Genomic DNA, 23,022 nt, shown 5'->3' with positions numbered 1-23,022 from the left:
TCCCGACTCCGGGGGCCATTGTCAGTGGGCTGCGGTAGCTTCCGAAGTGGTGGGGCGCGACGAGGCGTTCCACAGGACGGCCACAGGGGTGGGTGGACGATGAGCGACGGTACGGCGACCACGACGACGGACCTCGACGTCAGGTTGGAGAAGCACCGCGTCGAGCTGACCGGGTACTGCTACCGCATGCTCGGTTCGTCCTTCGAGGCCGAGGACGCGGTGCAGGACACGATGGTGCGCGCCTGGCGCAGCTACGACAAGTTCGAGGGGCGCTCCAGCCTCCGCTCGTGGCTCTACCGCATCGCGACGAACGTCTGCCTGGACATGCTGACCGCGGGCAACAAGAGGGCCCGGCCCATGGACCTCACCGAGTCGACGCCACTCGCGCAGGCCGCGCTCGCCCCGCGCCCGGACCACACCTGGCTGGAGCCGGTTCCGGACAGCCGCGTGCTGCCCACGACGGACGACCCGGCGGAGGCGGCCGTAGCCAAGGAGTCGGTGCGGCTCGCCTTCATGGCCGCCCTCCAGCAGCTGCCGCCGAAGCAGCGGGCGGTGCTGATCCTGCGCGAGGTGCTGGCGTGGAAGGCGAGCGAGGCCGCCGAGCTGCTCGGCACCTCGGTCGCGTCGGTGAACAGCGCGCTCCAGCGGGCCCGGGCCACCCTCGCCGAGCAGCAGCAGCCGGGCGCCGACGCGGCGGTCGCCGATCCGCTGGACGAGGAGCAGCAGAAGCTCCTGGACCGCTATGTCGCCGCCTTCGAGGGGTACGACATGACGGCGCTGACCGCGCTGCTGCACGAGGACGCCATCATGACGATGCCGCCGTTCGACCTGTGGCTGACCGGCGCCGGGGACATCACCGGGTTCATCACGACGCTGGGCGCCCCGTGCGCGGGTTCCCGGCTGGTCCCCGTCCAGGTCAACGGGCTGCCGGGGTTCGCCCAGTACAAGCCGGACCCGGAGGCGGGCGGGTTCACGCCGTGGGCGATCCAGGTGCTGGAGATCTCAGGGGGGCGGATCACCGGGTTCCACTGCTTCCTCGACACGAAGCGCTGGTTCCCGCTCTTCGGGCTGCCGCTCCACCTCGAAGCGGAGACCGACGAGGTCGAGAAGGGCGTCTAGCGCGGGGTCCGGGTCCCGCAGCCGTATCCGGCCGCCGGCCCGCCGGGCGGTGAGCTGGAGCCGGGCCAGCAGATCGACGGTGCCCAGGCCCGGCGGGCCGAGCCCGCCGACGTCGCACACGACCACCCTCGACCGGCCGTCCTCCAGCCGCGCCCGGACGACCGCGCACAGCCCCGTCACCTCACCCCGGGTGACGGGGCCGGCCAGCACGAGTACCGCGGGTGTCATGGCGTCCACGAGCGGTAGACCGGACCCGGCCCGCCAACTCATCGCGGGCGCGTGCCGGCGTGTCCGCCGTCCGGGATCACATTGACCCGGGCGCCTCCCCCACCCGAGGGTTGGGTGTATGCCCCAAGCACCGGCCCCTTCCCGAAGACAGCGTGTCCCGCTTCCCGCGAAGGAGACTCCGTGCAGGGGGTGTTGACGGGGTTCGCGGTGATCGCGGTGGTCATCGCCGTCGGCTATGTGATCGGCCGGCGCGGGTACCTCGGGGAGCACGGCCGGGAGGTGCTCACGAAGCTGGCCTTCCACGTGGCGTCACCGGCGCTCCTCTTCACCACGCTCGCGGGGACCGACCTCTCGGTGATCTTCTCCAGCCGTCTGCTGGTCACCGCGCTGAGCACGGCCGCCGCGGCCGGGGTCTTCGTGGCGGTCGCCGTCGTACGCCGCTGGGGCGTGGGCCGGACCACGATCGGCGCCCTGTGCTCCAGCTACGTCAACTCCGGGAACCTGGGCATCCCGATCGCCGTGTACGTCCTCGGGGACGCGTCGCTGGTCGCCCCGGTGCTGCTGTTCCAGCTGGTCGGGGTCACGCCGGTCGCGCTGACGATCCTCGACCTGTCCAACGGCGGCGCGAAGGGCGGCCCGCTGTCGCACCGCCTGCTGACACCGCTGCGCAACCCGATCGCGCTCGGCTCCCTGGCGGGCGTGGCGGTGTCGGCGGCGGGGGTGCGGGTGCCGGCGCCGGTGCTGGACCCGCTGACCCTGATCGGCGGCATGTCGGTCCCGGCGGTCCTGCTGGCCTTCGGCATCTCCCTGTGCGGCAGCACGATGCCGGGCCGGGGGCCGGACCGGCTCCCCGTGTTCCTGTCGGTGGCGCTGAAGTCCCTCGGCCAGCCCGCCGCGGCCTGGGCGCTGGCGGCCGGCGTCTTCGGCCTGCGGGGCGCTCCCCTACTCGACGTGGTGGTGACGTCGGCCCTGCCCGCCGCGCAGAACCTCTACACCTACGCGTCGACCTACGGCGTGGCCGAACGCCTGGCCCGCGACGCGATCCTGCTGTCGACGGTGCTCTCGGTGCCGGTGCTGGTGGCGGTGGCGGCGCTGCTGGGCTGACGGTCAGTCGACGGGGAACTCACCGGTGTCGATCGTGACGCCGAACGGTTCCGGCAGCGTGATCGGGTCTCCGAACTTGACCGCCCTCAGCACCCGGTAGACGTCGCCCTTCGGCTCCCCGAACAGCGTGGCGGTCGGGCCGCCGGGAGCCCAGCGGTCGATGAGCAGGTAGAGCGGGATGCCGGCGGTGGCGTACGCGGCGGGCTTGCTGACGCGGTCGTGCTGGGCGTTGGACCGGGAGGTCACCTCGACGACGAGTTCGGCCAGGGCCGCCGGGATGTGGGACTCCGCCTCCGCGCACTCCTCCACGGGCGCCACGAGCAGGTCCGGGATGAGCATGCCCAGACGGGACGGCACGGAGATGGCCAGCGTCTGGAAGATTCCCCAGTTTCATCGGGGATCACGGAGTAGAGGCGACGCTGAATACGTTCCGCGATCACGTTGTGGCGGGACGCGGGAGCAGGTGACACGGTGATGATCCCCTCGATGATCTCCACCTTGCTGCCCTCGGGCCATTCCATCTCCTCCCAGAACCGGACGAGGTCGTCCCAGTTCTGGTCGGGGTCCTGGCTCACGGTGAGTGCGCTCAGTCGGGTAGCCGGAGGGCGTTGCCGCCCTCCGGCCCCCTCAGAACCGGACGTGCGGCTGTTCACCGCATCCGGCTCAAGCGGGCCCCTGGAGTCACGCGGGTCGGTCATCTTGCTTGGCCCTTCTGTGGTCGCCGGCGTGCCAGGCGAGCGTTCCGCTGTGATCTCAGCGGCCAGCCGTCCTCGCGCGTTCGGAGTGAGCGCACGTTCCTGGTCGATCCCGGCCGTCCGACGGCCTGTGCTCTGCTGCGTCACCCGCTTCACGCTCACGAGCGTGTTCGAGTGGGAGCGCAGCATGAGCTTCTGCAAGTTTCGGACCTTCTTCAGGTCCCCTTCCTGCGCGGCTGTGAAGATGCGCTGCCTCAGTCGCCTTACCGACGCCTCTGCCTTGGCCCAGTCGATGCTGTGCCAGGTCTGGGCGTGGTCCTCCGGTCCGTTCGCCGTCGTGGGAGGCATCGCCGCCACGGCGGCCACTGCCACACCTTCCTTCGGCATCCAACTTGCCCTTCGGTTCGGGTCTCTTCGCAGTTCTTCTTCACGGGCCTACCTGATCCGCGTGGGCTCCCTTTCGGGCCGAGGCACCGCCTCGTGTCCGACGAGTTATGGGACGCGGCTGAGGTCTCCTCGTCCTTTTCCTCTGGGCTTTCGCCCTGTCGGCGTTCGCTTCTCGGATCATCCTGTCCCGCTGGAGGATTGGTCCTTCGTCGCCTCCGGCTTACCGGGATCACTCCCGGACTCCAACGGGGTTTCCACGTTCCGCTCCCACAAGATGCGACCGGGGTGGGCTCCCTCTTAATCCCGGGCCCGACGGTGTCCTCCCCCTTCGGCACCAATCCTCTGGGGTCGTCGTGCGCTCTTCCGCGCCAGGGCCTGTCTGCCGCCGACAGCTCACCATCGACGCGGCACAGGAGTTACGAGATGTCGTCAAGGGTTCATTTTCATTAGCCCGTCCGGCCTTCCCCTCGCCTGTTGCGGTCCGATGGCCGTGCCGCTCTTGGGCTTGCGCTTCCGGCTTCACACCCCGCCGTTGCCAGCGACGCATGCGGAAGTGGGGACGGACCTTGGACACTGGTCCGAGATGGCCTGCTCATGACCTCTTTTCCTCACACAGACCAACCACTTGGGTGGAGCGACTTCGTGTCGCACTGGCGGTCTCCTATCGGTGCGTCACCGATCCCAGCATGCCGAACGGGACCGGCGGTGGTCCACCGATCCCGTTCACCCGAAAGGGAAACCGCCTGGTCAGGCGATACGTTCCAGCACCACCGGCGACGCCGTGAAGCCGGTGCCGGCCGGGCTGACGTCGTACGAGCCCTCCACCGCCTGGAGCGCGTACTCGAAGCGCTCCGGGGTGTCCGTGTGCAGGGTCAGCAGGGGCTGGCCCGCGGTCACCGTGTCGCCGGGCTTGGCGTGCATCTCGACGCCGGCGCCCGCCTGCACCGGGTCCTCCTTGCGGGCGCGTCCGGCGCCCAGGCGCCAGGCGGCGACGCCGATGTCGTAGGCGTCGAGGCGGGTGAGGACACCGGAGGCGGGGGCGGTGACGACGTGCTGCTCGCGCGCGACGGGCAGTTCGGCGTCCAGGTCGCCGCCCTGGGCGGCGATCATGCGCCGCCAGACGTCCATCGCGGAGCCGTCGGCCAGGGCCTTCGCCGGGTCGGCGTCCTTCAGGCCGGCCGCCGCCAGCATCTCGCGGGCCAGGGCGAGGGTCAGCTCGACCACGTCGGCGGGGCCGCCTCCGGCCAGGACCTCGACGGACTCGCGGACCTCCAGCGCGTTGCCCGCGGTGAGGCCGAGCGGGGTGGACATGTCGGTGAGCAGGGCGACCGTCCTCACGCCGTGGTCGGTGCCGAGGCCGACCATCGTCGAGGCGAGTTCGCGGGCGTCCTCGATGGTCTTCATGAAGGCGCCGGAGCCGACCTTCACGTCGAGGACGAGCGAGCCGGTGCCCTCGGCGATCTTCTTCGACATGATCGAGGAGGCGATCAGCGGGATGGCCTCGACGGTGCCGGTGACGTCCCGCAGGGCGTACAGCTTCTTGTCGGCGGGGGCGAGTCCGTCACCGGCCGCGCAGATCACGGCCCCGGTGGTGTCGAGGACGGACAGCATCTCCTCGTTGGACAGCAGCGCGCGCCAGCCGGGGATGGACTCCAGCTTGTCCAGGGTGCCGCCGGTGTGGCCGAGGCCGCGGCCGGAGAGCTGCGGGACGGCGGCGCCGCACGCGGCGACCAGGGGCGCGAGCGGCAGGGTGATCTTGTCGCCGACGCCGCCGGTGGAGTGCTTGTCGGCCGTGGGGCGGGACAGCGAGGAGAAGTCCATGCGCTCGCCGCTCGCGATCATCGCGGCGGTCCAGCGGGCGATCTCGCGGCGGTTCATGCCGTTGAGCAGGATCGCCATGGCGAGCGCGGACATCTGCTCGTCGGCGACCTCCCCGCGGGTGTACGCGTCGATGACCCAGTCGATCTGTGCGTCGCTGAGCTCGCCGCGGTCCCGCTTGGTGCGGATGACGGAGATGGCGTCCGTCGACAAAACAGCCATGGCTTTCCTTCCGAAGGTGCCAGAAGAGACACGGCCCCTCCGCGGGTCGCGTGAGCGACGCGGAGGGGCCGCACGGGGGTTACTTGCTGAGGTGGTCCGGTCCGAACGCCTGGGGCAGCATCTCCGACAGCGGCAGGATGCCGGCCGGGGTGTCGAGCAGCAGGTCGGGGCCGCCGAACTCGTAGAGCAGCTGGCGGCAGCGGCCGCAGGGCACCAGGGTCCGGCCCTCGCCGTCGGAGCACGCGAAGTGCGTGAGCCGGCCGCCCCCGCTGTTCTGCAGCTGCGAGACGAGTCCGCACTCCGCGCACAGGCCGAGCCCGTAGGAGGCGTTCTCGACGTTGCAGCCGGTGACCGTGCGGCCGTCGTCGACGAGGGCCGCGGCGCCGACCGGGTAGCCGGAGTAGGGGGCGTAGGCGCGGGACATGGCGTCCCGCGCGGCGGCCCGCAGCTTGTCCCAGTCGACGTCGGGGGCGGCGGCCGGGCTCACTTGCCCTGTCCCTTCCGGTACGGCAGGCCGTCCGCCTTCGGCATCCGCAGGCGCTGCGCGGACAGCGTGAGGACGACGAGGGTGACGACGTACGGCGTGGCGGAGACGACCTGGTTGGGCACCTCGTTGGTGGTGGCGTACCAGGCGAACACCAGCGCGCCGACCACGGCGGTGATCATCGACGGGGCGTACTTCTTGCGGATCACCAGGTAGACGGCGCCGATGATCAGCAGCAGGGCGCCGAGCAGCAGCAGCGCGTGGACGTTGGTGGAGCCGCCGCGCAGGTTGAGGCTGTCGGTGTAGCCGAACAGTCCGGCGCCGAGGGCGAGGCCGCCCGGCATCCAGTTGCCGAAGATCATGGCGGCGAGGCCGATGTAACCGCGGCCGCTGACCTGGCCCTCCAGGTAGAAGGGGTTGGCGACGATGGAGAGGAAGACGCCGCCGAGGCCGGCCAGACCACCGGAGATGATCACGGCGATGTACTTGTACTTGTAGACGTTGACGCCGAGGGACTCGGCGGCGACCGGGTTCTCGCCGCAGGAGCGCAGCCGCAGGCCGAAGGCGGTCCGCCACAGGATCCACCAGGTGCCGGGGACCAGGGCGACGGCGATCAGGGTCAGCCAGGAGACGTTGGTGACCAGGCCGCCGAGCAGGCCGGCGATGTCCGAGACGAAGAACCAGCCGTTGTTGTTCAGGTCCCGCAGCCCGTCGGACAGGCCGGGCACGGTGAAGTGGCCGAGGGTCTCGACCGCCGGGGACTGCTTGGCGGAGCCGCCCGCGTGGCCCTCGAAGGCGAGGGGCGCGAGGTAGCGGGTGATGCCGAGGGCGAGGATGTTGAGCGCCACACCGGAGACGATGTGGTTGACCCGGAAGGTGATGGTGGCGATGGCGTGCAGGATGCCGCCGACGCAGCCGCCGGCGATGCCGACGACGACACCGGTCCAGGGGCCCCACTGGAAGCCGGCCCAGGCGCCGAACCAGGTGCCGAGGATCATCATGCCCTCGAGACCGATGTTGACGACGCCGGCCCGCTCGGCCCACAGACCGCCGAGACCGGCGAGGCCGATCGGCACGGCGAGCTGCAGGGCGGTGGACATCTGGCTGACGTTGGTGATGCCGTCGGCGCCGGTGATGATCCGGACGATCGAGGTCAGTGCCAGGGCTCCGGCGATGACCAGCAGCAGCACCTGCCAGGACATCCGGCGGCCGGTCGGCGCCGCGGGCTGCAGCGAGGGCTGGTTGACATCGACCGCTGAGGTCGGGGCAGTCATCGGCCAGCCACCTCCTTCGTGGTGTTGTTGTCGGCGCCGAGGACGTGGCCGGCTGCCAGTTCGGCGCCGACCCGGCGCTGCTGGCGGCGCAGGCCCCACTCGCGGACGGCCTCGTAGGAGACGACGACCGAGAGGACGATCAGGCCCTGCATGATGACCGCGATCTCCTTGTCGTAGCCGTGGAAGTCCAGCTCGGGGGACGCCTTGTCGAGCCAGGCCCACAGCAGGGCGGCGAACGCGATGCCGACGGGGCTGTTGCGGCCGAGCAGCGCGATGCCGATGCCGAGGAAGCCGATGCCGGTGGGGAAGTTCAGGCTGTACGTGTGGGTGTCGCCGAGCAGGATCGGCAGGCCGGCGAGGCCCGCGATGCCGCCGGAGAGCAGCATGGCGGTGAGCACCATGCGCTTGGGGTCGACGCCGCTGGCCGCGGCGGCGGTCTCGGAGGCGCCGGAGGCGCGCAGGTCGAAGCCGAAGCGGGTGCGGTTGAGGACGACCCAGTAGCCGATGCCGAGCAGCACGGCGAGGAAGACCAGGCCGTAGATCTCGCCGGCGTCGCCGACGGGGATGCCGGAGACCCAGCCGGACTCGTGCATCACGCCGGTGGTGTTGTTGTTGCCGACCTTGACGCCGAAGACGTCCGGCAGCCACAGGTAGGCGATCACGGAGGTCGCGATCGCGTTGAGCATGATCGTCGCGACGACCTCGCTGACGCCCCGGGTGACCTTCAGGACACCGGCGATACCGGACCAGAAGGCGCCGGTGAGGACGGCGGTGAGGAGGAGCAGCGGCACCTGGAGGCCGGCCGGCAGGCTGGCGTGGGCGCCGACGACGGCGGCCATCATGGCGGCGAGCTGGTACTGGCCGTCGACGCCGATGTTGAACAGGTTCATCCGGAAGCCGATGGCGACCGCCAGGGCGGCGATGTAGTACAGCGACGCCTGGTTGATGATCAGTACCTGGATGTCCGAGAAGCCGAGCTGCTCGAACATCAGGGCGTACGGCTCGACCGGGCTCTTGCCCGAGGCGATCAGGACGATCGCGCTGAGCACGAAGGCCACGGCGAGCGCGATGACCGGTCCGGCCACCGCGAGGAGCACGCGCTCCTTGTCGAACTTCTTCATCAGCGTGCCTCGTCTTCGCCGGACTCGGGAGACTTGCTCAGGTTCGGAGTCGCGGGGGTGGTGTCGTCGTCCTCGAGGTGCCCGGTGGCGGCACCCGTCATCGCCGAGCCCAGCTGCTCCGGGGTGATGGTGGCCGGGTCGGCGTCCGCGACCAGCTTGCCGTTGTAGATCACGCGCAGGGTGTCGGACAGGCCGATCAGCTCGTCCAGGTCGGCGGAGATCAGCAGCACGGCCAGGCCCTCGCGGCGGGCCTCGCGGATGTGGTCCCAGATCGCGGCCTGCGCGCCGACGTCGACACCGCGGGTGGGGTGGGCGGCGATCAGGAAGCGCGGCTTGTGGCTCATCTCGCGGCCGACGATCAGCTTCTGCTGGTTGCCGCCGGACAGCGAGGCGGCGGTGACGTCGATGCCGGGGGTGCGGACGTCGTACGCCTCGACGATGCGGCGGGTGTCCTGCTGGGCGGCCTTCGGGTTCAGCCAGACGCCCTTGGCGAGGGGCTCCTCGGTGACGTGGCCGAGGATGCGGTTCTCCCAGAGGGGGGCCTCCAGGAGCAGGCCGTGGCGGTGCCGGTCCTCGGGGATGTAGCCGATGCCCTGCTCGCGGCGCTTGCGGGTGGTCCAGCCGGTGATCTCCTCGTCGGCGAGGGTGATCGTGCCGGAGTCGGCGTGCTTGAGGCCGATGAGGGCGTCGACCAGTTCGGTCTGGCCGTTGCCCTCGACGCCGGCGATGCCCAGGACCTCGCCCTCGTGGATGGTGAAGGAGATGTCGTCCAGGAGGGCCTTGCCGCCGGCCGCCTCCAGGCGGAGCCTGTCGACGGTGATGACCGGGCGGTCGGTGACCGTGGACTCGGCGGTCTCCGGCGTGGGCAGCTCACTGCCGACCATCATCTCGGCGAGCTGCTTCGGCGTGGTCTCGGCGGGGACGGCCGTGCCGACGGTGGTGCCGCGGCGGATGACGGTGATCTCGTCGGCGACGGAGAGCACCTCGCCCAGCTTGTGGGAGATGAAGATGACCGACAGGCCCTCGGACTTCAGCTCGCGCAGGTTCTCGAAGAGGGCGTCGACCTCCTGCGGCACGAGGACCGCGGTCGGCTCGTCGAGGATCAGGGTGCGGGCGCCGCGGTAGAGGACCTTGAGGATCTCCACGCGCTGGCGGGCGGCGACGCCGAGCTCCTCGACGAGGCGGTCGGGCTCCACGCCGAGGCCGTAGCGCTCGGAGATCTCCTTGATCCTGCGGCGGGCCTTGGCGCCGATGCCGTACAGCTTCTCGCTGCCCAGCACCACGTTCTCGAGGACGGTGAGGTTGTCCGCGAGCATGAAGTGCTGGTGCACCATGCCGATGCCGCGCACGATGGCGTCGGCCGGGGACGAGAAGGTCACCTGCTCGCCGTCGACCGCGATGGTGCCCTCGTCCGGCTTCTGCATGCCGTAGAGGATCTTCATCAGGGTCGACTTGCCGGCGCCGTTCTCGCCGACGAGGGCGTGCACGGTGCCCTTGCGGACGGTGAGGTGGATGTCGTGGTTGGCCACGACGCCCGGGAAACGCTTGGTGATCCCGGCGAGCTCGACGGCGGTCACCTGACCGTTGACCGCCGCGCCGGCCGGAGGGCTGCTGGACGCGTTGATGGCGCACACTCCTGGGGACGGGGGTCGTCTACGCGCGTAGCGCCCCTATGGCCTGAAAAGGGGCCGGCGTACCGCGACAACGGGGTACGGGGAGCGAGCCTCCCCGTACCCCGTCGAGCGGACGAAACCCCTGGGGTTACCGCTGCTCAGGGTCTGGCTTCACTCAGCTGGTCTTGACCTTGATCTCGCCGCTGACGATCTTCTCCTTGGCCGTCTTGAGGGCTGCCTGAAGCTCGGCGTCGTCCGCGAACTTCGGGTTGGAGTTCGACAGGCTCACCTCACCCGACTTCAGATCGCCACGAACGATACCGGTCTCGGGCTTGCCGTCCTCGACCGACTTCGCCAGGTTGTACACCGCCTTGGCGACGTCCTTCATCGCCGAGGTCAGGATCGAGTCCTTGTACTTGGCGAGCGCTTCCTGGCTGTACTGGTCGGAGTCGACGCCGATGGCCCACACCTTGTTGGCGGCGGCGGCCTCGATGACACCCTGGCCGGACAGACCGGCGGCGGCGTAGACGACGTCCGCCTTCTTCTCGATCTGGCCCTCGGCGGCCGACTTGCCCTTGTCGGGGCTGGAGAAGCCACCCTCCTCCGCGGTCTGCGTGAGGTACTGGGTGAGGACCTTGGCCTTGGGGTTGGTGTCCTTGACGCCCTGCTCGAAGCCGGCCTGGAACTTGTGGATCAGCGGGATGTCCACGCCGCCCACGAAGCCGACCGTGTTCGTCTTGGTGGTCTTGGCGGCGGCGACACCGGCCAGGTACGACGCCTCCTGCTCGGAGAAGACGAGGTCGGCGACGTTCTTCGCCTCGACGGTGGAGTCGTCGACGATGCCGAAGGTCGTGTTCGGGAACTTCTCGGCGGCGCCCTTGACGGCGGCGGCGTAGGCGTAGCCGATACCGACCACCGGGTTGTAGCCCTGCTTGGCCAGCGACGCGAGGCGCTGCTCCTTGTCGGCGTCCGTCTCGCCGTCGGTGGGCTCGACGTCGGCGGTCTTGTAGCCGAACTCCTTCTTCGCCTGCTCCAGGCCCGCGAACGCGGCGTCGTTGAAGGACTGGTCGCCCTTGCCGCCGACGTCGTACGCGATGGCGAGGCCCTTGTCCCCGCCCTTCGAACCCTCCGAGGAGGCGTCGGTGGAGGTGCCGCCGCAGGCGGAGAGAGCGAGGGCCAGAGAGGCGGTCGCTGCGCCTGCGACCGTGATCCGGGAAATCCGGCGCATGTCGTGAGACTCCTGTCGTACTAGCGCCGGGGGGGTACAGCCGAGGGACAGCGTGCAGCAACGGCGCTGGCTTCCGCCGCAGAGTAACGCGCGTAGACCTGCCAGGAAACCCCTTCTGTCCACCTTGTTATAGGCCCGTGCCCAAGCGCACGCGCGGGGCGTGCCGAGGGCGGTTCGCGGCGGCCGGAGGGTGGCCGTGGGTGACCGGCGCGTCACCCGGGGAGCGGGGTGAGGAGGGGGAACGGCGAGCGGGCGGGCACCCGTCGGATGCCCGCCCGCTGAACAGTCGTACGACGAAGGGCCGTACGGCCACTACTACTCCGTCTTGACCTTGATGGAGCCGTCGATGATGCCTTCCTTGGCCTTGGCCACGGCCTCGGTCAGGCCGGGGATCTTCGCGAACTCCGGGTTGGAGTCGGAGAGGCCCACGCCGTCGACCTTGAGGTCGAAGGTCTGCGTGCCGGTCAGCGGCTTGCCGTCGTGGACGGACTTGGCCAGCGTGAACACGGCGCCGCCGACGTCCTTCAGGGCCGAGGTCAGGATCGAGTTCTTGTAGTTGGCGAGAGCCGCCTGCTTGAACTGGTCGGAGTCGACACCGATCGCCCAGACCCTGGCCTTCGACGCGGCCTCGATCACGCCCTGGCCGGAGAGGCCGGCGGCGGCGTACTCGACGTCCGAGCCCTTCTCGATCTGGCCCTCGGCGGCGGCCTTGCCCTTGTCGGGGCTGGAGAAGCCACCCTCCTCGGCGGTCTGCGTCAGGTACTGCGACAGGACCTTCACCTTGGGGTTGGTGTCCTGGACGCCCTGCTTGTAACCGGCCTCGAACTTGTGGATCAGCGGGACGTCGACACCGCCGACGAAGCCGACCGTGTTCGTCTTGGTGGCCTTGGCCGCGGCGACGCCGGCCAGGTAGGAGGCCTCCTGCTCGGCGAAGACGAGGGAGGCGACGTTCTTGCCCTCGACGACGGAGTCGACGATGCCGAAGGTGGTCTTCGGGTACTTCTTGGCCACGGCCTCCATCGCGGGACCGTAGGCGAAGCCGACGCCGATCACCGGGTTGTAGCCCTGCTTGGCCAGCGACGACAGCCGCTGCTCCTTGTCGGCGTCCGTCTCGCCCTCGGTGGGCTCGATGTCGGCGGTCTTGTAACCGAACTCCTTCGACGCCTTCTGCAGGCCGGCGTACGCGGCGTCGTTGAAGGACTGGTCGCCCTTGCCGCCGATGTCGTACGCGATGGCGAGACCCTTGGAGTCGCCGCTGCTGTCGCCGCCGCTCCCGCTGTCGCTGCTGGTACCACCGCACGCCGTGGCAGCGAGCGCGATCGACGCGACCCCCACCGCGACACTGGTCAGTTTGGATGTCCGACGCATCGTGAAGTCCCCATTCTCCAAGCCCCGCAGTGGGTGCTGGGTTCGGCGCACATTAACGCGCGTAGACACTCCTGGGAACGGGGTTTCGCCGTGCCGTTATCCATTCGTGCCGATGGCCGGTTACGTCCTTGTGAACCACCGGATCGAAAGGCACACATGGGGCGACCGCACCCACGGTGCCTTCCGCGCGGCAGCGCTCCGGACCGCCCGCCATCGCCCACACTCCCCCGGCCCCCGGGCGGTCGCAAGCCGAGTGGGCGAGACGGGTGGCGGGGTGCGCCAGGCCGGTCCGCGGGCCCCCCGGTCAGCGGCGGGCGTCGAGCAGGGCCGCCGCCGTGAACAGCTCCACGCCGACCGCGATCGCCGACTCGTCGACGTCGAAGTCGCCCTGGTGCAGGTCACGTCCGATCCGGTCGCCCGGGTGGCGGACGCCGAGGCGGGCCATGGCGCCGGGGACGTGCTCCAGGTACCAGGAGAAGTCCTCGCCGCCGAGGCTCTGCTCGGTGGACTCGACGGAGTCGGCGCCGCGCCGGGCCGTCATGGCCTCGCGCAGCAGGTCGGTGGAGTCGGCGTCGTTGACGACGGGCGGGACGCCCCGCACGTAGTTGATCTCCGACTTGGCGCGGTGCAGGTTGGCGACCTCGTCGATCGCGGCGACGACCAGGTCGGGTGCCTGCCGCCAGGTGTCGAGGTCGAGGCAGCGCACGGTTCCGGCCACCTCGGCGTGCTGCGGGATGACGTTGGGCGCGTGACCGGACTCGACGCGGCCCCAGGTCACCGACAGTCCGCTGCGGGCGTCGGCGCGCCGGGCGACGATCGCGGGCACGTCGGTGACGACGCGGGCGACGGCGGTGACGAGGTCGGTCGTCAGATGCGGGCGGGCGGTGTGGCCGCCGGGCCCGTCCAGGGAGATCTCCAGCCGGTCGCAGGCGGAGGTGATGGCGCCCTCGCGCAGGCCGATCCGGCCCGCGTCCACCTTGGGGTCGCAGTGCACGGCCAGGAACCGGCCGACGCCTTCGAGCACGCCGTTCGCGATGGCCTCGACGGCGCCGCCGGGGAGGACCTCCTCGGCGGGCTGGAAGAGCAGGCGCACCGGCCGGGGCAGCTGTCCGCGCCGCTCCAGCTCGGCGAGGACGAGGCCGGCGCCCAGGACCACGGTGGTGTGCACGTCGTGACCGCAGGCGTGGGCGCGGTCGGGCACGGTGGAGCGGTAGGAGCACTCACTCTTCGTGTCCGGGATGGGGAGCGCGTCGATGTCGCCGCGCAGCGCGAGCATGGGGCGTCCGCCGTCCCACTCGCCGATGTCGCAGACGAGGCCGGTGCCGCTCGCGAGGACGCGGGGCTTCAGGCCGGCCTTCTCCAGGCGGGCCTTGATCGCGGCGGTCGTGCGGAACTCTTGATTGCCCAGCTCAGGGTGTTTGTGGAGGTCGCGCCGGAACTCGATGAGCTCGGCGCGCAGCGCTTCCGGCACGGTGCCGGGCAGGGCTGATTCTCCGGTTTGGTCGGCCTCGGACTCTGCGGACATCTCTTGGTTCACCCTCTGAAGGGTAGGACGCCGAGACGGCCGACTGACCCTCGATCAACAAAAGTTCAACCCGTTCGGGGAAGAAAATCTGGTCGTCCGACGCGTAGGGAGGTGTTCAGGTGGGTAAACTCACGCGCCGCTCACCCAGCCGACCTGGGAGGTCGACGGAGCGTGACGGCGACGCGGGTTGCCCCATACTCCACGGATACCACGCCGACGACAGAACTGTCGGTCGTGTTCACCTGTCGGACCGGGTGCCCAGGCTCAACTCCCGGACACGCCCGCCCGGCAGCTCCTAGAGTCGCGGGGGTGCCAGCCGACTTCCTTGAGGCCACGCGGGCCTCGTACGACACCATCGCCACCGCCTACACCGAGCGGTTCCCCAACCGGCCCTCCGACGGCCATCCGCTGGACCGGGCGCTGATCGGCGCCTTCGCCGGCCTGGCGGGCGCGCACGCCCCGGCCCCGGTGGCCGACCTCGGCAGCGGGCCCGGTTCGGTCACCGCCCATCTGCACGGGCTCGGCCTCACCGTCTTCGGGGTGGACCTGTCCCCCGGCATGGTGGCCCTGGCCCGCCGCACCCATCCCGCGCTGCGCTTCCACGTCGGCTCGATGACGGCGCTGGACCTGCCGGACGGGACGCTGGGCGGGATCGTCGCCCTGTACTCGACCATCCATCTCCCCGACGAGCGGCTGTCCGAGGCGTGCGCCGAGATGGCCCGGGTGCTGCGGCCGGGGGCGCCGGTGCTGCTGGCCTTCCAGTCCGGGGACGCGGAGGCCCGGATGCATCTCGCCGAGCGGTTCGGCCGGGACGTCGATCTCACCTATCACTGGCGGACACCCGAGGCGGTCGCCGCCAGGCTGACGGAGGCCGGGTTGCGGGTGACGGCGCGGACGGTGCGGGAGCCCGTCGGGGAGGAGAGGCGCCCGCGGGCCTTTCTGCTCGCCGAGAGGCCGGACGGGGTCACCTCGCGCTGACCGCGGGGAGCCGGTGGGCGTCGCGGGCGGTGCCGGTGACGTCCGACAGGAAGCCCCGGGCGCGCGGGGAGGCGTGTGCCGTCAGCCAGGCCGGGTCGATGTCGCACACGGCGACCCGGACCCCGGTGCCGGCCAGGGCGAGGGGCAGGGTGTGCACGACGGTCGACGGGAAGCTCAGGACCGTACGGCCGACGGGGCCGCGGCGGGCGATCAGCTCCAGGGGAAGGTCGGGCCGGACGACCTCCAGGCCCGTGCCGACCGCCAGCCGGTGCAGTTTCTCCGCGCTCTCGCGGCGGTGGGCGAAGTAACGCGTGGCGCCGTGCGCCGCGGCCAGGGCCCGGACGGCGTCCAGGTACCGGTCGCCGTCCACGACCCCGGTCTCGACCAGGGACGTGCCGACCAGGTCGGCGCCCTTGGTGAGGCGGGGCGGGCCGAAGCGGTCCCGGGTCCAGGCGAACACGTTCGCCGTGACCGTCACCCCGGGCGGTGTCTCCTCCACCGGCATGGAGGTGAAGACCTCGACGGTCCGCCGCACGCCCGGGGTGAGGCGTCTGCGGGCGGTCGCCGACACCGGTGCGAACAGCAGGTCGCGGGGGCCGGGCCGGCCGCCCTTGCGGTGCCAGCGCACGAGCCGTTCCCCGCGGGCGAGCTGCGCCACGAACTCCATGGTCGCGGTGCCGTCGTCGACGACGACGAGGTCCCCGGCGCCGGTGATCGTCAGCAGGAGCTGCACATACCGGGAGAACGGGTCGCCCAGGACGATCCGCCCGGCGCCGCGCAGCAGGGCCGCGAGACCGCCGATGGTGCGGACGGGGGCCGTGGCGCCGCCGCGGGCCTCCTCCCAGCGGACCGTGTGCCCCTCCTCGCGGGCCAGCTCGGCCATCCGGCGGAGCTGGCCGCGTGTCATGGGATCGGTCGGGGACAGCACGACGAGGGTGAGCGCCGCGCCGGGCGCGCGGGCGTGGGCCCACTCCAGCATGTTGAGGAGCTGCACGGGGCTCTCGACGAACGCGAGGGTGGAGTGGCCGGCGTTCCCGGCGCGGCGGCTCATCGGCGTACGACCGTCCCCTGCCTCGTGGTGTCCGGGCTCAGACCGTGACCGGCTCGCCGGCCGCGGCGGCGATCTCCGCCTCGGCGACGACGCCGGAGACACGGCGGAGCTTCCTCATCGGGCCGAGCTCGGAGTCGTAGACCTTCTTCACGCCGTCGCCGAGGGACGCCTCGATGGTGCGGATGTCCCGGACGAGGCGGGTGAGGCCCTGCGGCTCGACGGAGGCGGCCTGGTCGGAGCCCCACATCGCGCGGTCCAGGGTGATGTGGCGCTCGACGAAGGCGGCGCCGAGGGCGACGGCGGCCAGCGTGGTCTGCAGGCCGGTCTCGTGGCCGGAGTAGCCGATCGGGACGTTCGGGTACTCCTTCTCCAGTGTGTTGATCACGCGGAGGTTCAGCTCCTCGGCCCTGGCCGGGTAGGTCGAGGTGGCGTGGCACATCAGGATGTTGTCGGAGCCGAGGACCTCGACGGCGTGCCGGATCTGGCGCGGGGTGGACATGCCGGTGGAGAGGATGACCGTACGGCCGGTGGCGCGCAGCTCGCGCAGCAGTTCGTCGTCGGTCAGCGAGGCGGAGGCGACCTTGTGGGCGGGCAGGTCGAACTTCTCCAGGAAGGCGACGGCCTCGGCGTCCCACGGGGAGGCGAACCAGTCGATCCCCTTCTCCCGGCAGTACGCGTCGATCTGCCGGTACTCGTCCTCGCCGAACTCCACGCGGTGGCGGTAGTCGATGTAGGTCATGCGGCCCCAGGGGGTGTCGCGTTCGATGTCCCACTGGTCGCGGGGGGTGCAGATCTCGGGGGTGCGCTTCTGGAACTTCACGGCGTCGCAGCCGGCTTCGGCGGCGACGTCGATGAGCTTGAAGGCGTTCTCCAGCTCGCCGTTGTGGTTGATGCCGATCTCGCCGCAGATGTAGACGGGGCGGCCGGGGCCGACCTCGCGCGAACCGAACGTGCGCAGACGGGAGTGGGTGCTCATCAGGGTTTTCCTCACGTGGGCCTACTGGGGGAGGGAGTCGAGGGAGGGGCCGAGGATCCAGCCGGCGATCTCCCGGATCGCGCCGTCGCCACCGGGGACGGTGGTGACCGCGCGTGCGGCGCCGCGGACGACGTCGTGGGCGCTCGCGACCGCCACGGGCCAGCCCACGAGGGCGAAGCACGGGAGGTCGTTGACGTCGTTGCCGACGTAGAGCACGCGCTCGGGCGCGATGCCCTGTTCCTCGCACCACTGCTTGAGTGCGAGGTCCTTGCGGTCGACGCCGTGCAGCACGGGGATCCGCAGTTTGCGGGCGCGGGCGGCGACGACCGGGTTCTGTTCCGTGGAGAGGATCAGCATCTTCAGGCCGCTCCTGCGCAGGGCGGCGATGCCGAGTCCGTCGCCGCGGTGCACGGAGACGAACTCCTTTCCGTCGGCGTCGATCAGCACCCTGTCGTCGGTCTGGGTGCCGTCGAAGTCCAGGACGACCGCGTCGAGGTCGGCGTACGAGGGGAGCGCGCCGGGCCGGGCCGTGTCGAGGAGGGGGGCCAGCGCGCGGGCGCGGGCCAGGTCGTGCGGGTCGTCGATCTCCAGCACGCGGGCGGGGTCGGTGCGCACGAGGTCGGTGCGGCCGAAGAAGCGGTGCCGGTGGGTGCGGAAGCCGGCCGCGTCCATGGCGTAGGCGGCGCCGGTCTCCAGGAGGTCCTGGGGGCGGTCCTGGCGGCGCGGGCGCACGGCCTTGTCGTGGTTGACGCCCTGACCGCCCTCGCCGGGTTCCCCGTTCTCGCCGCTCTCGCGCCAGACGAAGCCGTGGAAGGGCGCCACGGTGACGGCGGTGTCGGCGCCGTCCTCGGCGACCGCGGCGGCGACCTTCTCGATGTCGTCGCGGTCGAGGAACGGGCTGGTGCACTGGACGAGCAGCACGACGTCGACGGGGGTGCCGTGCAGCGCCTCGTGGGTGTCGAGGGCGTGCAGGACCGCCGCCTCGGAGGTGGCGGTGTCCCCGGCGATCGCGGCGGGCCGCGGGACGACCTCGGCGCCGGCCTCCCGGGCGACGGCGGCGATGGCCGGGTCGTCGGTGGAGACGACGACGTCGGTCACCAGCCGGCTCGCCCGGCAGGCGCGCACCGCGCGGGCCACCAGCGGGACTCCGCCGACCGGGGCGAGGTTCTTCGCGGGCACGCCCTTGGAGCCGCCGCGTGCGGGGATCACCGCGAGCACCCGGCGGTTCGAAACGCCGTGGCCCGCTACGGGGTCGGTCATGGGTTCTCCTTGTGCGGGGGGACGTCGGGGCCCGGTCACAGCTCGCCCATCCGCCGGATCACGGGGGCGACGCGCTGGACGCCGTGCCGGTAGGCGCCGCGCGCGGCCCGGCGCACGATCCGCCGGACGGGGCCGGGCGCCGTGCCGGCGGCGGGCGCTCCGGGCAGCGGCAGGCCGTCGGGGCCGAGGTGGTGGCGGGCGAGGACGCCGGGCAGATAGCCGGGCGCGGTCTGCGGGGTGTACCAGGGGGCGAGCGGCGGCAGGCCGCCCGGCCGGTCCAGCAGGCGGGCGACGCGGTCGCGGGCGTGGTCGAACGCCGTGGCGTAGGTGCCGTCGGCGGCCACGCCCTGCCGGGCCAGCCACTCCTCGTCCGGCTCGGGCCGGTGCCCGGCGTCGAGCTGGTCCCAGGAGGCGAGGCAGCCGGAGCCGACGAAGTGGTGGTTGCCGAGGGACTCGCGCACCCCGAGGTCGGTGAGGACGGCGGTCGGGACGCGGCGGTGCAGGGCCTCCAGGGCGGCGGTGGAGCTGACGGTCACGAGCAGGTCGGTGCGGTCCAGCACCTCCCCCATGTGCCCGTACACCAGCCGGAGGTTGGGCGGGAGGTCCCGGCCGCGGGCCAGTCTCTGGTACGGCAGTTCCTCGAGGTGGGTGGTGTGTTCGCCGGGCCGGGAGCGCAGTTTGAGCAGCACCTCGCGTTCGGGGTGTGCGCGGGCGTGCCGGACGAGGCGGTCCAGCAGGTAGGCGCGGTCGCGGCGGTCGCCCGGCACGGAGGGCTGGGCCGCGAACACCACGGTGTACGGCTCGTGTTCGCCGGTGTGCGGGGCACCGCCGAGGAAGGGCAGCGCCACCTCGGTCACCGCCGAGGCGTCGGCGCCGACCCCCTCGTACACCGCGCGGAAACGCTCGGCGTCCTGCCGCGAGTTGGCGAGGACGAGGTCCGCGCCGTGCCGCAGCAGCAGGCCGTCGGCGAGCTTCTCGTAGACGACGCCGACATGGCCGGTGACGACGACGGGGCGTCCGGGGCGGTCCTTCCACACGGCGCGCAGGCCGTGCAGCATCGCCTGCACCCCGCCGCCGACCAGGGCGAGGACGAGGACGTCGTACGGCTCCCGCTCCATGGCGCGCAGGAACTCGGCCGCGGTCACCTCGCGCAGGGAGTCGGCGGGGGCGCCGGTCTCCTGGAGCTGGCGGGCGGTGGGCGTGGCCCGGCCGCGCAGGAGGTAGCCGTCGAGGCGGAGGTCCGCGTCCTCGGGGGCGATGCGGCGCGCGGTGAGCGCTCCCCACTTCCACCGGGTGTCGGAATCCGCGAGCACGGCCGTTCGCCGGGTCTTCGTCGTACGTACTGGCACGTCGAGGACGCTAGGAAGGCTTTCGGAGCACCCGCCCAACCCGAACACAACAAAAGGTGAACAGCGCACCGACGAACGGCGAATCGGGCCGGGTGAGGGCCGGGAGAAAGCCCGGTTCACGGGTTCGCCACACGTCGTTCACCCGCATTCAAGGAAGGCGTCAAGACGAATGCCGGACCGCGCCCTACGGTCTTTCCCGTGGTCAAGCTCTCCGTCATCGTGCCGTTCTTCAATGTGCGGCAATACGCGCCCGACACCCTTCGGAGCCTGCGCGCCAACGCGCGCGACGACTTCGAGTTCATCCTCGTCGACGACTGCTCGCGCGACGGGACCCCGGAGATCCTCGCGCGGGCCGAGCGCGAGCTGCCGGGCGCCGTCCTCGTGCGGCACGAGGAGAACGGAGGTCTGGCGACCGCGCGCAACACCGGGATCGACCGGGCGCGCGGCGAGTACCTGACGTTCCTGGACGGTGACGACTGGCTCGCCCCCGGCCACTACGACCGCCTCGTCGCCACCATCGAGGCGCTGGGCTGCGACTTCGTGCGCACGGACCACGTCCAGTGCACGGGGCGGGCGCGCGCCGTGCACCGGGTGCCGCACGGCCGGCGCGGGGTGGTGCTGCGCCCGCGCGACGCGATCCTGCCCGCCGACCGCTCGACGTCCGTCGACTACGCGTACGCCTGGGCGGGGATCTACCACCGCCGGCTGGTGGAGCGGGGGCTGCTGCACTTCACCGACGGGCTGCGCACCGCGGAGGACCGGCCGTGGATCTGGCGGCTGCACCGGGAGGCGGACTCCTTCGCGATTTCCGGCCTGCTCGGTGTCTTCTACCGGCGCGGGGTCGCCTCTTCCCTGACGCAGATCGGTGACGTACGGCAATTGGATTTCATCCGCGCATTCGACCAGGTCGTATCGGAAACCGCCGCGGACCCCGCGGCGGACGTCCTGCTGCCGAAAGCCGTGCGCACGTATTGCGCGATCATTTCCCATCATCTGGCGTCCATCGAGAGGTTCGAACCGGCGGTGGCGAGAAAACTGAAGGCGATGAGCGCCGGGGCGCTGCGGCGGTTGCCGCAGGACGTGCTGGAGGAGGCGCTGGACTCGATGGACACCGGGCGCGCCACCCGGCTGCGGCGGCTGCGCCGCCGTCCCGCCGTCGTGGGGGCCGCCGCGTGACGACCCAGATCTTCCAGGCGTCCACGCTGTACGGCGCCGCCACTCTGGCCGCCGCCCTGGACGCGGGCTGCTTCGGCCCCGCGGACCGGCGGATCCTGCTGGTCTGCAACAACGCGGCGACCCCGGAGACCACGCCGGGCCTGGAGACCCTGCCGGGCTTCGGGCGGCTGCGCGACCGCTTCGACGACGTGCTGTCGTACAACGAGACGATCTTCCCGTTCCACCCCGGCGGCTGGGCGCCCCGGGCGGACGACCTGCCGCTGTGGGAGCGGTTCGTGCGCCACGAGTGGCGCCTCGGTGACGACGACGTGGCGCTGGCGGTGGAGTCGATCCAGGTCGACCCGTCGCTGGCGCTCGCCCGGATCTTCACGGGCGCCCCGGTGACCGTCTACGCCGACGGCCTGATGACCTACGGCCCGACCCGCAACAGGATCGACCCGCTGGTCGGCACCCGGGTGGACCGGGTGCTGCACGTCGACCTGGTGCCGGGTCTCGCGCCGCTGCTGCTCACCGAGTTCGGCGTCCCGGCGGAGATCGTGCCGGCGCAGGCCCTGACGAAGGTGCTGGCCGACCTCGCGGACGGGGAGGACGGCCTGCCGGACGCCGGGGAGCCGGCGCTGCTGCTCGGCCAGTACCTGTCCGCGCTCGGCATCCTCACCCCCGAGGAGGAGGACGCCCTGCATCTGCGGATGCTGCGGGGCGTGGTGGCGCTCGGGCATGAGCGGGTGGTGTTCAAGCCGCACCCCTCGGCGCCCGCGCGGTTCACCCGCAGCCTGGAGGAGGAGGCGGGGCGGCTCGGCGCCGAGCTCGTCGTCTGCGACCGGCCGGTCCTCGCCGAGGTGCTGTTCCAGCGGACGCGCCCCGCGCTGGTGGCCGGCTGCTTCTCCACCGCGCTGCTCACGGCGTCCGCGCTGTACGGCCTGCCGGTCGCCCGCGTCGGCACGGAACTGCTGCTGGAGCGGCTGACGCCGTACGAGAACAGCAACCGGGTGCCCGTCACGATCGTGGACGCGCTGCTGCCCGCGCTGGAGGACGGGGCGGCGGTCGCCGGGCGGCGCGCGGGCCGGGACGTCGAGGCGCTGTCCGCGCTGGTGCGGGCGGTCGGTTTCGCGATGCAGCCGAGGATCCTGCCGGGCCTGCGTGCGGAGACCGAGCGGTATCTGGCGCTCCATCAGGACGAGGGCACCCTGCGCTACTTCAAGCGCCGGCGGCTGACCTCGCTGGGGCTGCCGGGCGGGCTGCCCGCGCAGCTGGCGTTCATCCCGCGCAACGCCACGGTCCGGCGGGTGGCCCGGCGGGCGCGGGACCTGCGCCGGTCGGCCCGCGGGGGCGCCTCCTGACCGGCGCGCCCCGGGCCGGGGCGGGCGGCGCTCAGCCGATCCCGTAGCGGGCCTCGATGCCCGCGATCACCAGTTCCAGCCCCTCCTCGAAGTGCTGGTCGTAGTCGGCGAAGATCTCGGCGCCGGCCTGGGCCGACAGCGGGTAGTCCGCCATCATCCGGGCGCGTTCCTCGATGTCGTAGCCCTCGCGGCGCTCGCCGGGCAGCGGCTCGACGCCCTGTTCCTCGGTGACGAAGCCGAGCGTGTAGGCGTACGTCGTCGAGGTCGCGCGGACCGCCTGGGCGAGGGTGAAGCCGGCGGCCGTGAACAGCCGCAGGCTGTCCTCCATCTGCTCGGCGTGCACCATGCCGGTGAACCGTGAGCCGCTGAACACCTTCGCGCCGTCGCGGTAGCCGCGCAGCGCCGCGCGCAGCCCGCGGTTCGTCTTCAGCAGCCGCTCGCGCCAGGTGTCGCCGGGGTCCAGGGGGGTCCCGGCGACCATCCGCCGGTACATCTCCGTCGCCATCTCGTCCAGCAGCGCCTGCTTGTCCTTGAAGTGCCAGTACAGGGCGGGCGCCTTCACGTCCAGCTCGCGGGCGATGGCGCGCAGGGTCAGCCCGTCCAGGCCGACCTCGTTCAGCAGTCTCAGGGCGGTGTCGGCGACCCGGGTTCGGTCGAGGGGCGCGCGGCGTTCGGTGCTCACGCTTGACAGTTTAACGCCGTTAAG

19 protein-coding genes and 2 pseudogenes are annotated in these 23,022 nt (G+C 71.6%); 5 read left to right on the top strand and 16 right to left on the bottom strand.

Annotated features, from left to right (window positions below):
• The first annotated feature begins 99 nt into the window (after positions 1 to 99).
• On the top strand, positions 100 to 1,119 hold the full coding sequence (locus tag F8R89_RS22055; RefSeq protein WP_151785553.1) for a sigma-70 family RNA polymerase sigma factor: 1,020 nt from the start codon (positions 100 to 102) through the stop codon (positions 1,117 to 1,119).
• On the opposite strand, the gene F8R89_RS22050 is transcribed toward F8R89_RS22055, so the two are convergent.
• Positions 1,003 to 1,389, bottom strand: coding sequence for an STAS domain-containing protein (locus F8R89_RS22050; RefSeq protein ID WP_151785552.1), 387 nt, complete (start codon positions 1,387 to 1,389; stop codon positions 1,003 to 1,005). The two genes, F8R89_RS22055 and F8R89_RS22050, sit on opposite strands and share 117 nt — an antisense overlap.
• Positions 1,390 to 1,527: 138 nt before the next feature.
• Between F8R89_RS22050 and F8R89_RS22045 the strand changes: the two genes are divergently transcribed.
• A complete protein-coding gene (locus tag F8R89_RS22045; protein WP_151785551.1) occupies positions 1,528 to 2,451 on the top strand; it encodes an AEC family transporter in 924 nt (307 codons plus the stop codon).
• Positions 2,452 to 2,454: 3 nt separating this feature from the next.
• Here F8R89_RS22045 and F8R89_RS22040 read toward each other — a convergent pair.
• The 10 genes and pseudogenes from F8R89_RS22040 to F8R89_RS21995 form a co-directional block, all read right to left on the bottom strand.
• Positions 2,455 to 3,041 (bottom strand): annotated as a pseudogene (locus F8R89_RS22040) (Uma2 family endonuclease).
• Between the two features lie 141 nt (positions 3,042 to 3,182).
• Positions 3,183 to 3,533, bottom strand: a pseudogene (locus F8R89_RS22035) (reverse transcriptase N-terminal domain-containing protein); the annotation flags it as partial.
• A 747-nt stretch (positions 3,534 to 4,280) separates the two neighbouring features.
• Positions 4,281 to 5,573: a thymidine phosphorylase gene (locus F8R89_RS22030; protein WP_192806191.1), complete on the bottom strand. Its 1,293-nt coding sequence runs from the start codon at positions 5,571 to 5,573 to the stop codon at positions 4,281 to 4,283.
• Positions 5,574 to 5,652: 79 nt separating this feature from the next.
• Complete coding sequence (locus F8R89_RS22025; RefSeq protein WP_151785550.1) at positions 5,653 to 6,060, bottom strand: cytidine deaminase; 408 nt, start codon at positions 6,058 to 6,060, stop codon at positions 5,653 to 5,655.
• On the bottom strand, positions 6,057 to 7,331 hold the full coding sequence (locus F8R89_RS22020) for an ABC transporter permease (RefSeq protein ID WP_151785549.1): 1,275 nt from the start codon (positions 7,329 to 7,331) through the stop codon (positions 6,057 to 6,059). The genes F8R89_RS22025 and F8R89_RS22020 overlap by 4 nt, the downstream gene beginning before the upstream one ends.
• Complete coding sequence (locus F8R89_RS22015; protein ID WP_151785548.1) at positions 7,328 to 8,452, bottom strand: ABC transporter permease; 1,125 nt, start codon at positions 8,450 to 8,452, stop codon at positions 7,328 to 7,330. Before F8R89_RS22015 ends, F8R89_RS22020 begins: the two co-directional genes overlap by 4 nt.
• Positions 8,452 to 10,029 (bottom strand): ABC transporter ATP-binding protein, encoded by a 1,578-nt coding sequence (locus F8R89_RS22010; RefSeq protein ID WP_151785547.1) that lies wholly within the window; start codon positions 10,027 to 10,029, stop codon positions 8,452 to 8,454. Before F8R89_RS22010 ends, F8R89_RS22015 begins: the two co-directional genes overlap by 1 nt.
• 211 nt (positions 10,030 to 10,240) lie before the next feature.
• Complete coding sequence (locus F8R89_RS22005) at positions 10,241 to 11,293, bottom strand: BMP family lipoprotein (RefSeq protein ID WP_151785546.1); 1,053 nt, start codon at positions 11,291 to 11,293, stop codon at positions 10,241 to 10,243.
• Between the two features lie 315 nt (positions 11,294 to 11,608).
• A complete protein-coding gene (locus F8R89_RS22000; protein WP_151785545.1) occupies positions 11,609 to 12,661 on the bottom strand; it encodes a BMP family lipoprotein in 1,053 nt (350 codons plus the stop codon).
• A 304-nt stretch (positions 12,662 to 12,965) separates the two neighbouring features.
• The gene (locus F8R89_RS21995; protein ID WP_151785544.1) at positions 12,966 to 14,186 is read right to left on the bottom strand and encodes a M20 family metallopeptidase; all 1,221 of its coding nucleotides are present in this window, start codon (positions 14,184 to 14,186) and stop codon (positions 12,966 to 12,968) included.
• 309 nt (positions 14,187 to 14,495) lie between these two features.
• Here F8R89_RS21995 and F8R89_RS21990 point away from each other — a divergent pair, with 309 nt between their 5' ends.
• On the top strand, positions 14,496 to 15,164 hold the full coding sequence (locus F8R89_RS21990) for a class I SAM-dependent methyltransferase (protein WP_192806190.1): 669 nt from the start codon (positions 14,496 to 14,498) through the stop codon (positions 15,162 to 15,164).
• Here the strand turns inward: F8R89_RS21990 and F8R89_RS21985 are convergent.
• The 4 genes from F8R89_RS21985 to F8R89_RS21970 are packed head-to-tail and all read right to left on the bottom strand — an operon-like array spanning position 15,151 to position 19,800.
• Positions 15,151 to 16,215, bottom strand: coding sequence for a hypothetical protein (locus tag F8R89_RS21985; RefSeq protein WP_151785543.1), 1,065 nt, complete (start codon positions 16,213 to 16,215; stop codon positions 15,151 to 15,153). The genes F8R89_RS21990 and F8R89_RS21985 overlap by 14 nt on opposite strands.
• 37 nt (positions 16,216 to 16,252) lie before the next feature.
• Positions 16,253 to 17,191, bottom strand: a complete 939-nt coding sequence (locus F8R89_RS21980) for an N-acetylneuraminate synthase family protein (protein ID WP_151785542.1) — start codon at positions 17,189 to 17,191, stop codon at positions 16,253 to 16,255.
• Positions 17,192 to 17,212: 21 nt separating this feature from the next.
• Positions 17,213 to 18,451 carry an N-acylneuraminate cytidylyltransferase gene (locus F8R89_RS21975; protein WP_151785541.1) on the bottom strand — a complete coding sequence of 413 codons (1,239 nt, stop codon included), beginning with the start codon at positions 18,449 to 18,451 and terminating at the stop codon, positions 17,213 to 17,215.
• Between the two features lie 35 nt (positions 18,452 to 18,486).
• Positions 18,487 to 19,800 carry a DUF6716 putative glycosyltransferase gene (locus F8R89_RS21970; protein WP_151785540.1) on the bottom strand — a complete coding sequence of 438 codons (1,314 nt, stop codon included), beginning with the start codon at positions 19,798 to 19,800 and terminating at the stop codon, positions 18,487 to 18,489.
• 198 nt (positions 19,801 to 19,998) lie between these two features.
• Between F8R89_RS21970 and F8R89_RS21965 the strand changes: the two genes are divergently transcribed.
• The gene (locus tag F8R89_RS21965) at positions 19,999 to 20,976 is read left to right on the top strand and encodes a glycosyltransferase family 2 protein (protein WP_151785539.1); all 978 of its coding nucleotides are present in this window, start codon (positions 19,999 to 20,001) and stop codon (positions 20,974 to 20,976) included.
• Positions 20,973 to 22,316, top strand: a complete 1,344-nt coding sequence (locus tag F8R89_RS21960; protein ID WP_151785538.1) for a polysialyltransferase family glycosyltransferase — start codon at positions 20,973 to 20,975, stop codon at positions 22,314 to 22,316. Before F8R89_RS21965 ends, F8R89_RS21960 begins: the two co-directional genes overlap by 4 nt.
• A gap of 31 nt (positions 22,317 to 22,347) precedes the next feature.
• Here F8R89_RS21960 and F8R89_RS21955 read toward each other — a convergent pair whose 3' ends face one another.
• Complete coding sequence (locus tag F8R89_RS21955; RefSeq protein WP_151785537.1) at positions 22,348 to 22,998, bottom strand: TetR/AcrR family transcriptional regulator; 651 nt, start codon at positions 22,996 to 22,998, stop codon at positions 22,348 to 22,350.
• Positions 22,999 to 23,022 lie beyond the last annotated feature (24 nt).

It is taken from the genome of Streptomyces sp. SS1-1, assembly GCF_008973465.1.
Classification (GTDB): Bacteria; Actinomycetota; Actinomycetes; order Streptomycetales; family Streptomycetaceae; genus Streptomyces.
This window is presented reverse-complemented; position numbering and strand designations above follow the sequence as displayed.